This window comes from Aeribacillus sp. FSL M8-0254, assembly GCF_038008845.1.
GTDB classification, from domain to species: domain Bacteria; phylum Bacillota; class Bacilli; order Bacillales; family Aeribacillaceae; genus Aeribacillus; species Aeribacillus composti.
Window position 1 is genome coordinate 437,852 of sequence record NZ_JBBOZY010000001.1, and the last position, 12,389, is coordinate 450,240.

The following is a 12,389-nucleotide window of genomic DNA, read 5'->3' on the forward strand; positions in this document are numbered from 1 at the left end:
CAGAATAGGAGCTGTGGCGTATTGTCTCGCTTTATTGGATTATAAACTGTTTGTTGATTATTGGAGGATTTCTATATGGTTAAGCTTCAAGTTTCACAACTGGCTTTTCAGTATGAACAAACTGCAGAAAAAGGAGCATTGCTGGAAAATGTTTCTTTTCAATTACATGCAGGAGACCGAGCATGTATCATCGGAAAAAATGGCAGCGGCAAATCAACTTTGCTAAGGCTAATAGCAGGATTAATCCAACCGGATTCAGGCAACATTTTATTTAATGAACAGTATAAGCCTGGAACAGATCGTTTTAAAGAAGCAATGGCCTATATTCCTGATAAACCACTTGTTTATGATGCATTAACTGGATTTGAAAATAAGGAGCTTATTCTTTCACTTTGGAGGATCAAAAAAGAAAAAAGAGCTGCATATGAAGAAAGATTCCAAGAGCTTTGTGAACAGTTTGATCTGACACATGCTTTGCAAAAGCCGGTCAAACATTACTCTCTAGGCATGAAATATAAACTATTCCTTATTAGTATGTTAGCAAGATCACCTGAGTTGATTATTTTGGATGAACCTTTTACTTCATTAGACGAGAACTCACAAAAGCAGTCAATCATGATGCTGAAAGAAGCGTTCAAGGAACAATGCATTTTATTTACAAGTCACCAGCGATATATTTATGCCGAATTAGGCAGCCGATTTTTTCTGCTTGAAAACAGACAGCTAAAGGAGATGAACCTCATATGAAAACTTATTCTCTCATTATGATCGCAATCAGTTTAGTCATGGTTTTGGCAGTATTCGTGCTGAAAATAACAGCATTGCTTGTCGGAAAAATTCTTCTAGCCGTTGCTGCTGCTTTTTTGGTCTCCTCACTGATCCGTTTAATAAGTCTCAAAAAATAAAACCTGCCGACAGACAGCATTTCGGAATTTTGTACAGAAACAGGTGAAGTTTTTTGAAGGCACTGCGGATTGCCTCCCGGATTCAACAGTGAAATCTTACAGAACTAAAGCAGATGGCAGAATCGAGGAAAAGAAATTGTTCGTTAAATAATCAAACAGAGGGGAACACAGAAAAACATTTTTGTTTTAAAATATTAAAACCAAGTATATAATGAAGAAAAGATGTTAAAGGGGCGTGAATACATGAAAAAAATCGTTGCCCTGACAATTTTTATTTTTATAAGTATTACCTGTTTATACATTTCCAGTGATCGTTCCAGTCATACTATAAATGCTGTACACGAAATTAGCACCATCGATCATTTGGCAGAAAATTTTGCTCCGATTGATGGACCAGATATAGGAAAAGACTCTTGGTTTGATATTGCCAGTTACATTTTTATAGCGTTAAGCACCACTTATTTCTGCTATTGCTTTGTGCAATCTGTCAAAAGACGGTTTTTGCTGAATCCCGTCTTTTACGAATCGAATTATGTGGTCTCACCTGCTTGAATGAATCATAAACAAATCATTCAAAGGAGGATGAGTACCATGATTTGGTTACGTATGTTATTGACAGCATTTTTTTCAATTACAGCTCTCTCTTTATGGTCTTATCAAGGATTGGAAATTTTCAACGCGTTTATTGACTTTTTTAGAAAAAATTAATGGATTGAAGAGGGGTTAAAAAGAACTCTCCTTTCCTATCAGCTTGCGGAGAAAGAAGTATTTTTTCTCTGCAAGCTTTTTTATTGTTGAAAATAGCCCACTTTACACTTAGATAAGTCGTCGTTCTTTCATTTGCCGCAACGTGGCCGATCTGAAAAAAATCAAGTAATGGGTAAATTTAAAACATATTAAGAGAGCTGTGCAAAAGAATCCGGCCAGCTTGTCCTCTGAATGAGAGAGGCAAGCTGGCCTCATTTTTTTAAATCGCTATGGATGAAATGGCACACTGAAAGTTTTTGTCGCAGGGATTTAACGGCTTTTTTTAAAATATTCCAGAGTTTTCAATCAAAATTTTTTGAAGCGGTCCTGTGAAATAGCGCTCCCTTTTTCCAATACTCATAAAAAGTTGATCGATTAGTTAAAAATACACCAAATAAAATCAAGAAGGCGCCGATCAGCGTAATGGGTTTCATGATTTCATTTAATATTATGTAGCCGGCGATTAGCGCGACAAGAGGCGAAATGTAAAGCCAAGTTGACGGAAAAACCGGATTTGTTTTTGAAACAAGCCAATAATACAGCCCGTGGCCGACGATGGAGCCGATGATGATTAAATAGAGCAGTGATAACACCGTTTCATAGCTTGCCAGCAGCAGCCATTTGCCTTGTTCGCCCGTTAAAAAGGATAGAGCCAATAAGAAAATGCCGCCGTAAAACATTTGTACGGCATTTGAAAGAAATGGCGAGATATCCGGATGTTTGCTTGTAAACATTTTTGCCCGAACTGTCCCAAGTCCATAAAACCACTCGCTTAATATGATCATAAAGCAAGCCAAAACCCACATGCCGGAGACAGACAAAGAGAACCCCGGTGAAGAGATCAGAAAGACGCCTATTAAAGCAGCCGCCATCCCTGCTAATTGTTCTTTTTTGATCGGTTGTTTATTCTCTCTTGCCTGATGGAGCAGCACCATCATCGGGCCTGTTGCAGATAATACAGCAGCTAGTCCGGACGGGATGAATTGCTCAGCCCAATATAATGAAGCAAAAGTGATAAAAGTTAAGCAAAAACCGTTAAACACGAGAGAAGAGGAAAATAAAACGGTTTTTAATCGATAGTTCCGCATTTTAAAGACGGCCATCATAATCACCCCAGCGGCAAAAAAACGCATTCCCGCTGAAAAAAACGGCGGTACCCCTGCTTCAATTCCGATTTTGATAGCTAAAAAAGTTGTTCCAAAAATTAAGCATATAAAACAGTAATTCAAAATAACCACGACGAATAACTCCTTTTTGTTAAGTTTTTTGATATTATAACGACAACGGTATATAACAGTACAATGCACTGTATAACAGTTATGCGCTTTTATCTTTTGTCTTTTATGTAATGGGAGGGGAGACAATGCAATTATCGATTAATAAAAAATTAGGCACCCCATATTATGAACAAATCAGCAGGCAAATCGAAGAACGGATTCAATCGGGCATGCTTCTTCACGGTGAAAGACTTCCTTCTTTAAGATCGTTAGCAAATGAACTTAATGTAAGCTTTCTGACGGTGCAAAAAGCCTACAAACTGCTGGAATTGAAAGGATATATACAGATTCAGCAAGGTAAAGGTGTTTTTGTTGCAGCGGGAAAGAAAAAATCATATGAAAAGCACTCTGAATCTTTCGGCTGGCAGCATCAGATGAAGATGAATGGAACAAGATCACAATATCTCGCCTATCGTGAAAAAGAGATTTATGACTTTTCCCAAGCAGTCGTTTATCCAAGGCTGCTTCCATCTCACTTCCTTGTTCAAGAAATGAAAAAAATATTGGAGCAGCATCCCCTTGTGTTGTCGACATATGGTCCTATTGAAGGAGATGAAGAATTAAGGTATGAAATTGCCAATTACTTATTTAACTTCCATCACTTATCTGTTAAACACGACAAAATGATCATTACAAGCGGTGCACAGCAAGGAATTGACTTAGTGGCGCAAACTTTGTTAAGTCCAGGGGATGTTGTGATGGTTGAAAGCCCTTGTTATGGTGCGGCCATTGATGTGTTTGTCAATAAAGGATTTCAAGTCGTATCGATTGGAGTAGATGAAGAGGGATTGAAAGTGGATGAATTGGAGGATAAATTGCAGGTGCATCAACCAAAACTATTATATGTAAACCCAACCTTTCAAAATCCTACTGGAACATGCATGCCGGAAAAGAGCCGCAAGCAATTGGTAGAACTAGCAGAAATGTACCATTTTTTAATTTTAGAAGACGATTCATTCAGCGAAGTTTCATTTGACAATATTACGGTGCCAAAGCCAATAAAATTCTTTGATAAAAACGGTCACGTCATTTACCTTAAAGGATTTAGCAAAACAATTGCGCCTGGCATTCGCATTGCGGCTGTCATTGTGGATGGGGTTTTATTCGACTGGCTGTACGGTACGAAAGCGACGATGGATATCGGAAGCCCGCTCTTACCGCAAAAAGCGTTGCTTCCCATTTTGCGAACGGAGCGGATGAAAAATCATATGGAAAAACTAAAAATTGCGCTTGAATTAAGAAGAAATACGGTTCTTGACGCATTCAAAAATTTAGAGGAAGTAATGGTTTATAAACCAAAAGGAGCATTCCTGTTAGAAGTTTTTTCGGGGACTTGAATAAAAAAAGCCCTCTTGGTATGATTCGGGGGTGTCAATCGCACGAATTGACCCCTAATTTGGATACCAAGGAGGACTATACATGAATTCTATCTCAAACAAGAAGATTAATCAAGTCACCGATCAAACGCTCGTCGTTGGCATGGATATCGCGAAAAAGAAGCATTATGCCTGCTTTGTGGATGAGCGAGGGAGGGTGCTAAAAAAATCGTTTCCCGTTCCGCAATCCAGAGAAGGGTTGGAATGGTTGTACCAGTGCATCGTGAAAGCGATGGAGGAATTTGAAAAAACGGAAGTGATCGTTGGCATCGAGCCAACGGGACATTATTGGCTCAATCTCGCTTACTTTCTTGACGAGAAGGGCATTCCTCTCGTCATGACAAACCCGATGCACGTGAAGCGCTCCAAAGAGCTAGACGACAATCTTCCAACCAAGCATGATGCGAAAGACGCGCTCGTCATTGCCCGGTTAGTGAAAGACGGCCGATTCAGCTATCCGCGCATTCTGAAAGGGATGGAGGCCGAACTGCGCGTTGGAGCGACATTTCGCTCCAAATTGGTGGAAGAACAGGGAGCGATTCGAAATCAAATGATTCGCTGGCTTGATCGATATTTTCCGGAGTTTTCCCAAGTCTTCCCGTCATTTGGGAAAATGGCGCTCGCGGTGCTGGAATATACGCCATTTCCGAGTGATCTGGCAGGAAAAGAACTAGAAGAGGTGCTGGCCCTTTACCGGCAAAGTGAGGGATTACAATCGCCACAAAAGCCGAAAGCGAAGAAGTTGATGGAATTGGCCCAACACTCCATTGGCGTAACGGAAGGACAACAGATGGCCCGTATCGAAATCGCCACGCTTGTCCGCCGATATCGCCAGCTGGAAAAAGAGATCGAGGCATTGACAGAACAGCTGATTGAACTCGTACAGACATCGGTCGAGTACGAATGGTTGAAGACCGTTCCGGGCTTAGGCGATGCGACCATCGTAGAATTGTTATCAGAGATCGGGAGTTTCTCCCATTATCAGGATCCGCGGCAGCTTATCAAATTAGCGGGCCTGACGCTGCGGGAACATTCCTCCGACCAACACAAAGGGCAAAAACGGATCTCCAAGCGTGGAAGAAGGCGGTTGCGCGCCCTCCTCTTCCGCGTGATGATGCCGATGATCCGCCACAACGAAGCGTTTCGGCAGCTGCACGACTATTACACGACACGTCCTGATAATCCGTTGCGGAAGAAGCAATCGATTGTGGTGTTATGCGGAAAATTATTGAAGGTATTGCACGCTGTATGTACGAAGCACCAAGCGTTCGATGCGAAGCGAATGATGCAGGACATCTTTGGCCTCGAAACGGCTGCTTGATGCCTATAGTCTCGATTCTCTAGACAACAAGGATGACACGGAGAAGCTGGCGCGATATCATCCATTCGACCTTGAGTCCCTAAAGGAGCTTAGCCGGCCTCTGCCTGATGACTAGACCGAACGAAGGAATGTAGGCACAAGGATGCCAAGAGACATGGGAGGGTTCGTCATCATCAGCGATGCAGAGATCCACGGTGCATCCCATACGCTTCCCCCCACTACAACCAAATTTAACCAGTAGTGGCCGCGAAGCGTACCCAGTCAATGTAAGATATACACATATTTAAGAAATAATGTTAGAAACTTTGTCGAAAAATATTTTTTTGACACCCCTGAAACGGCTACAACCGTTGATATATCAACATTTATAGAGGGAGGTTTCTCCCATGAAGTTATTTGTCGGAATAGACGTCAGCTCTCAAGATATGAAAGCTTGTGTCATGAATTTAGATGGTGAAACATTATCTTCTCTAACTGTTGAAAACAATTTAACTGGGGCATCTTATCTACGAAATCAAATCGTGGATATTGCCCGAAAAAACTTGATTCAAGAGATTCAAATCGGGATGGAAGCCACATCGGTTTACAGTTGGCACCCAGCCATGTTCTTTCATGAAGATGAATCTCTGAAGAAGTTTAATACAAAAGTATTTACGATTAACCCAAAACTAATTAAGAAGTTTAAGGAGTCCTATACGGATCTCGATAAAACAGGCCATATCGATGCCTGGATTATTGCGGATCGACTCCGTTTCGGACGCCTTCGACTTTCTGCTGTCATGCAGGAACAATATATTGCCCTTCAAAGGTTAACGAGAATGAGATATCATCTCGTTCACAATTTAACTCGTGAAAAACAGTATTTCCTCCAAAACCTTTTTTACAAGTGTAGTTCTTTTACAGTTGAAGTGAAAAGCTCCGTGTTTGGAAACGCCATGATGGAGCTGTTACTCGAAAAGTATAGCCTGGATGAAATCAGCTCCATGGATCTTAAGCAACTTGCGCATTATCTTCAGGAAAAGGGCAAAAACCGCTTTACTGATGCCGAATGTATAGCCAAATCTATTCAAAAGGCAGCCAGATCTTCTTATCGCTTATCCAAGTGTGTAGAAGACTCGATTGACCTTTTGTTGGCGACTTCCATTGAGTACATTCGAAGTATTACCAAGCAGATCAAGGAATTGGATAAAGCCATTCAAAAGCTATTAGAGGGCATTCCAAACACTTTACAGACGATTCCTGGCATCGGACCCGTTTATTGTGCCGGTATATTAGCTGAAATTGGACAAATTGAACGCTTTGATAATCAAGCATCATTAGCGAAATATGCCGGGTTAACATGGTCCAAACATCAATCAGGAAAGTTTCAGGCAGAGGAAACAAACATGATACGATCAGGAAACCATTATCTTCGTTACTACCTAGTTGAAGCTGCCAACTCGGTACAACGAAATGAACCTGAATTTCGGGCATATTACCTGAAAAAGTATCATGAAGTTCCAAAGCACCAACATAAAAGAGCACTCGTCTTAACCGCAAGAAAACTTGTGCGTTTGGTCGATGCGCTGCTACGTAACGACCAAATTTACACGCCTAGAAGGAAGGTGAATAAATAGGGGAATAGCAAAACCCTAAATCCTTCTATAATTTCCAGTAAATGTAATTCATTTTACTGGGTTTCTTTAGTATTGCCTTTTTTAGAACTTTTGCGGTTTAGATTTTCCAATTCCTTTGATTTTGGTGCTTGACATATTACCGCAGGACTTCATTCATTTTCCGTGTATCATATGATGATGGGGTGTTGATGTGTGGGCTAGTATCAGATAGATTACCTCCCATATTTGCCTGCTAAACAAACTAACAATTTTTTCAACATTTTCATTCTCCTTTCTAAAAACGTAACCTCAAAACTCAACCGTCACTTTCACTTTCATCGGAACTTCCTGTGGCAAGTAAATGTACATCCACCGAATGGCCCTTTAAAAATTACAAAATACATTCAAAAACCTCCTAATCTATTTCTCTTTACTCACTGTATCCAGCTCTCCACTTCCAGTCCGTAAAATCAATCCTTTTCGGTCGATTGGAAAGGTCACACTTCCACCCAGTCCTGATCCGTTTAGAAATGATAATTTAAATATGTACACAAATGCTTGAATAATAATGTACAAAATTGACTTTAGATTTCATACTAATCATGAGGTGATTAGTATGTACATATCGATTAATGTCGAATCTGATTTTGAGATTAAGAGTCTTGAAGACTTACCAAAATGAAAACAACTAATGGAGCATTTGAAGATGAAAATGAATAAAAGTCAATTAGCTAGAGATCTAGGTGTAGATCGTAGAACCGTTGATAAATATTTAAATGGATTTTTTCCGAAACGTACACGAAAGAAGCCTTCCAAAATTTATGAATATTGTGAAATCATTGCGGCACTACTTTCGGAAGATGCGAAGCAGAAGTTTTATTATCGTCGTGTACTATGGCAGTATTTAAAGGATCATCATGGACTGGATTGTGCAGCATCGATGTTCCGAGCGTATATTGCGAAAACGCCCGAATTAATGCTTACTTTCAAGAGGATAAACAGATTCCTTCTCCTAAAGGCACAGCACGTTTTGAAATGCCTATAGGAAAACAAGCACAATTGGATTGGAAAGAGAGTATTCCTTGCTTTCGCTTGGTGGCCTCTTCATCCAGATAATGGTTCCACCATTATCTGGATGAAGAGGTTGTTTTTTCTCCCACAATAATTTACTCATACTATAATAATACCTTTCAAGATAAGAGGATATTAAATTTTACTACTAAAATAGTATTTACTTTTTATTATTTATTACTTATATTGTATTATTTTTCTATCAATGGAGGTGATAATATTTGTAATATAATTAAATGTTTACCTATTTTTTTAATTATTTCCATACTCTTAAGCTGTTCAAATCAATCAGTTAATTCTAATATTGAAAATTATTCAAAAGAGGACGATGGTACATGGGGTTTTAGAACTGTTTTCTCAAAAAATATTACTAAAACAAAATTTAAACAAAACAATGTAAAAGTTGCAGTTTTAGATAGTGGGATAAATAAAAGCCATCCTGCTCTAAAAGGAAGAATTGTTGAGTCATACAATGCTTTAAATCCAAATGAAGATGTAATAGATGACTATGGTGATCTTGGACATGGTACTGCAATTGCAGGAATATTAGTTGCAAAGGAAATAAAAGATGGTATTACAGGAATTTCTCCGACTATTAAATTGTATGATGTTAAGGTTTTAAATGAAGAAGGAAAAAGTGATGTAGAAACAGTAGTTCGTGGTATTGAATGGTGTATAAAGAAGGAAGTAGATATAATTAACATCAGCTTTGGATTTGAAGTTAACCACGAAGAATTAGAACAAATAATTCAAAAAGCATTAAATAAAGGTATTATTATTGTCGCTTCATCTGGTAACACTTTAGGGTTACGGGTAGATTATCCAGCGAAATATGATGGAGTAATATCGGTAACTGCTTTAAAACCTAATCTTCAACGATCTAGTATTTCAGGTAAGGGAAAAATCGAATATGCAGCACCAGGAATTAATATTTTAACTACAGATTCAAAAGGAGGATATAGTGAATTTAAAGGAACTTCTTTTGCAACAGCTTTTGTAAGTGGAACTATTGCGACTCTAATTAGTAATACAGAAGAAAAAATTACTAACAAAAATTTAAAAACTTTTCTGAAGCCTTATGTAAAAGATTTAGGTAAAAAAGGGTTTGATGAAGAGTATGGATACGGTTTAGTTCAAATAAAATAAAGAAAGAGGGTAATGTTTTTGAAAAAACACATTATTAGGTTAATAATATTAACGATGTTTTGTTCTATATTACCAAATTTTAATAACATTTATGCAGAATCAAACTATCAATCTAATATTACTGAAATAAATACTGAAGAAATAGAACAAGAATTAGCAGAAGATTTTGGAACAGATGTTGCTGAACAGCTAGATATGGAAGCTGAAATTATTAATAATGAATCAATAATAGTTAATACAGAGATTGAAACAGAAGATATTTCTGTTTCAACAAATGTTGAATATAGTACTGATGATGAAGTTATTACTGTAGATGGAACTTATGAGGAAAATGGAGAAACTATTGTTCAAAGCTTTGATGTAGTAGTACATCACGTAGAGGGTGAAGAGTTTACTGCTACTTTTATTGATCAAGAAACTGGTGAAATATATGATATGAATACTATAGAAGCGCAAGCGTCTGCTTGGCCAGTGGTAATAATAGCTGCTGTTGCAAGATATGGAGTTAACTATGCCATAAAAAAATTCGGAAAAAAAGCAGTAACCAATGTGGTAAAGAGACATAGTTACGGAAAAGTATTGTCTTCTGTCTCAAAATTAGATAAAAATAAAATTAATCACATTATGCAACCAAAACACAACTGGCATAAGGTAACGAAAAACAACTGGAATGAGGTTTCAAAAGTAATTTCACATGTGATGCGCTATGGGAAAGAATCTTCGTATAAGTCTGTAAGAAAGAAAACTTTAAAAATGAATGGCCATACTGTTACTGTTACCTTTACACGAATTCGTGGGCAAATAAAAATAAGTGATGCGTGGGTGAATAAGTAATGATAAAAAATTTAGATAGTCTTATACTTTCGAATAATTTTGAAGATGCCAAAAGATTAGTTGAATCAATAGATTTTAAGACATTTTCTGAAGAAATTCTTTATAATGCGTATAATAATTGTAGTATTATTTATTATAGTTTCTTAAATTACTTATTAATTGAAAATGAGACTAGTAAAATACATGACCTTGCATTCTCCCTATTAGTAAATCCATTAAGCCATTTGGAAGGTGCATATAATTCAGCACTATATCATGCATTGAGATCTGTTGAGTTAACAAATAGAAAAGATGTGGGAAGTTTAGAAAATTTACTATTTTTAAATACCATACCAGATAAACTTATTAGTGACGAAGAAGCAATTAAAATTTGTAAGGAAATTTTAAAGCTCGATAATAAAAATGAATTGGCTAAAGAATCCCTAAGTGAATTATTACAAAATTAAGCAGTAGCATTGCATTAAGTTAATTTTAATTTGTCAAGCCCAATTTTATGTTAAATTTCATCTTTTTGGATATAAAAAAACTCCTTATAATTAGGATTGGCAGTCCTATCCAAATCCTAAGAATAAGGAGAAACTATTATGGATAAGAATACCACAGAATCCACAATAAATGAACTATTGAAAGAGATCGATCCAATAACTTTTTCAAAACTAATTAATGTGATTGACGTTGACAAATATATTAAAAAATTAACGGTGTATAAGTTTTTACAACTTTGTATCATCGCTCAGATAAATGAATTGGAAAGCTTAACAAAATTGGCCAAACATTTGAAAGACAAGGAAGAGTTGCAGACATATCTGGAATTTGATGCAATTAGTACTTCGCAACTTTCTCGCAAATTAGGCCAATTATCCCCTCAACTGTTTGAAAAAGTATTTAAATATCTGGTCTTAAAGATCCAAGGGCAAATGAAAAATGCCCCGATCATCCGAAACATTGGTCGTCTTCTGGTCATTGATTCTACCACGATGAGCATGAGTTTGAGCCAATATCCATGGGCAACTTTTCGTAAGACAAAGGCTGGTGTTCGACTCCATTTAAAGGTTGTTGTAACGAAGGATATCACTGTTCCGGATCAAGGGATTATCTTACCCGCGAAACATGCCGATCGCACACAGATGGACGAACTCATTGAAATCGATCCAAATGCGATTTACTTGTTTGATCGAGGGTATGTCGATTACAAACAGTTCGACCGCTTATGCCGAGAAGGGGTGCGATTCATTACCCGGCTTAAAAAGAACGCAGAGATTGAAGTTTTATCGGAACGGATTCCCAATCCAGAACGTTTGATTTATAGGGATCAGATTGTCATTTTAGGAAATGACCGTAATCATACCAAAATGACTCATCCTCTCCGATTGATCGAAACGGTCGACAGCGAAGGGAATCCCGTGATCATCATAACCAATTGCTTTGATCTTTCTGCGGAAGAGATTGCAGATTTATACCGATATCGCTGGAAGATAGAGACCTTCTTTAAATGGATGAAACAGCACCTTAAGATAAAAAGATTTTATGGAAAAAGTCAAAATGCCGTTTACAATCAAATTTGGATCGCCCTAATCACCTATTGCTTACAGGCCATGCTCCAATTAAAAGTGAATCACGATGGTCCTTTATTAGAGATCAAGCGAAGTTTACAGAATCTGCTTTTTAAAGGTTTTGACTGTTTTGTTCGCTCCCTTTTTAAAAAGCCAATTCGAACGTCCAACGGTCGGAAAAAATACGATTGGGAAAAAGATTTTGAAACCATCGTGTACCAATTTGAAGAAGGGGAGGTGGAACACCTAGACGATTTAGTTTATGATCCAATGTTTCTGTAATATATTACCAAATTGTGGAAATGGACTGCCGATTAAGACGTCATTGTCCTTTTAAGCTTGCTTAGAAAGATTGTATGTCTGAATATTCAGTTACATGAAATAACTGGAATTTTTATTGAGCTTGACAAACATTAAATTTTTTTATGCAACGCTACTGATATAACTTAAATTTAGAAAAAGAAATGCTCCCGCAAACGAAAGATATCATTCAAGGAGTAAAAAAATCTTTGTATTTACAAATGGAAACAGTGTAATGGCACAGTACAACAATTATTTGAAAGC

11 protein-coding genes and 1 pseudogene are annotated in these 12,389 nt (G+C 37.6%); 11 read left to right on the forward strand and 1 reads right to left on the reverse strand.

The features are described 5' to 3' along the window. Positions 1–75: 75 nt before the first annotated feature. The 3 genes from NSQ44_RS02215 (at position 76) to NSQ44_RS02225 (ending at position 1,457) form a co-directional block, all read left to right on the forward strand. Positions 76–747, forward strand: a complete 672-nt coding sequence (locus NSQ44_RS02215; RefSeq protein ID WP_340854679.1) for an ABC transporter ATP-binding protein — start codon at positions 76–78, stop codon at positions 745–747. Further along, complete coding sequence (locus NSQ44_RS02220; RefSeq protein WP_201108600.1) at positions 744–905, forward strand: hypothetical protein; 162 nt, start codon at positions 744–746, stop codon at positions 903–905. Before NSQ44_RS02215 ends, NSQ44_RS02220 begins: the two co-directional genes overlap by 4 nt. 243 nt (positions 906–1,148) lie before the next feature. After that, the gene (locus NSQ44_RS02225) at positions 1,149–1,457 is read left to right on the forward strand and encodes a hypothetical protein (RefSeq protein WP_063387892.1); all 309 of its coding nucleotides are present in this window, start codon (positions 1,149–1,151) and stop codon (positions 1,455–1,457) included. A 497-nt stretch (positions 1,458–1,954) separates the two neighbouring features. On the opposite strand, the gene NSQ44_RS02230 is transcribed toward NSQ44_RS02225, so the two are convergent. Continuing rightward, on the reverse strand, positions 1,955–2,890 hold the full coding sequence (locus NSQ44_RS02230) for a DMT family transporter (protein ID WP_340854680.1): 936 nt from the start codon (positions 2,888–2,890) through the stop codon (positions 1,955–1,957). 125 nt (positions 2,891–3,015) lie between these two features. Here NSQ44_RS02230 and NSQ44_RS02235 point away from each other — a divergent pair, with 125 nt between their 5' ends. The 8 genes and pseudogenes from NSQ44_RS02235 (at position 3,016) to NSQ44_RS02270 (ending at position 12,107) form a co-directional block, all read left to right on the forward strand. Then, a complete protein-coding gene (locus tag NSQ44_RS02235; protein ID WP_340854682.1) occupies positions 3,016–4,266 on the forward strand; it encodes an aminotransferase-like domain-containing protein in 1,251 nt (416 codons plus the stop codon). Positions 4,267–4,348: 82 nt separating this feature from the next. Beyond that, positions 4,349–5,626, forward strand: a complete 1,278-nt coding sequence (locus tag NSQ44_RS02240; RefSeq protein ID WP_340854684.1) for an IS110 family transposase — start codon at positions 4,349–4,351, stop codon at positions 5,624–5,626. 386 nt (positions 5,627–6,012) lie between these two features. Continuing rightward, positions 6,013–7,242, forward strand: a complete 1,230-nt coding sequence (locus NSQ44_RS02245; RefSeq protein WP_340854685.1) for an IS110 family transposase — start codon at positions 6,013–6,015, stop codon at positions 7,240–7,242. Between the two features lie 595 nt (positions 7,243–7,837). After that, positions 7,838–8,301: pseudogene (locus NSQ44_RS02250) on the forward strand (IS21 family transposase); the annotation flags it as partial. A 177-nt stretch (positions 8,302–8,478) separates the two neighbouring features. After that, positions 8,479–9,438, forward strand: a complete 960-nt coding sequence (locus NSQ44_RS02255; RefSeq protein WP_340854686.1) for a S8 family peptidase — start codon at positions 8,479–8,481, stop codon at positions 9,436–9,438. Positions 9,439–9,456: 18 nt separating this feature from the next. Then, positions 9,457–10,272, forward strand: coding sequence for an SAR2788 family putative toxin (locus NSQ44_RS02260; protein ID WP_157727991.1), 816 nt, complete (start codon positions 9,457–9,459; stop codon positions 10,270–10,272). Continuing rightward, on the forward strand, positions 10,272–10,718 hold the full coding sequence (locus tag NSQ44_RS02265; protein ID WP_094245995.1) for a hypothetical protein: 447 nt from the start codon (positions 10,272–10,274) through the stop codon (positions 10,716–10,718). The genes NSQ44_RS02260 and NSQ44_RS02265 overlap by 1 nt, the downstream gene beginning before the upstream one ends. Positions 10,719–10,856: 138 nt before the next feature. Continuing rightward, positions 10,857–12,107, forward strand: a complete 1,251-nt coding sequence (locus NSQ44_RS02270) for an IS4 family transposase (protein ID WP_340854689.1) — start codon at positions 10,857–10,859, stop codon at positions 12,105–12,107. Positions 12,108–12,389 lie beyond the last annotated feature (282 nt).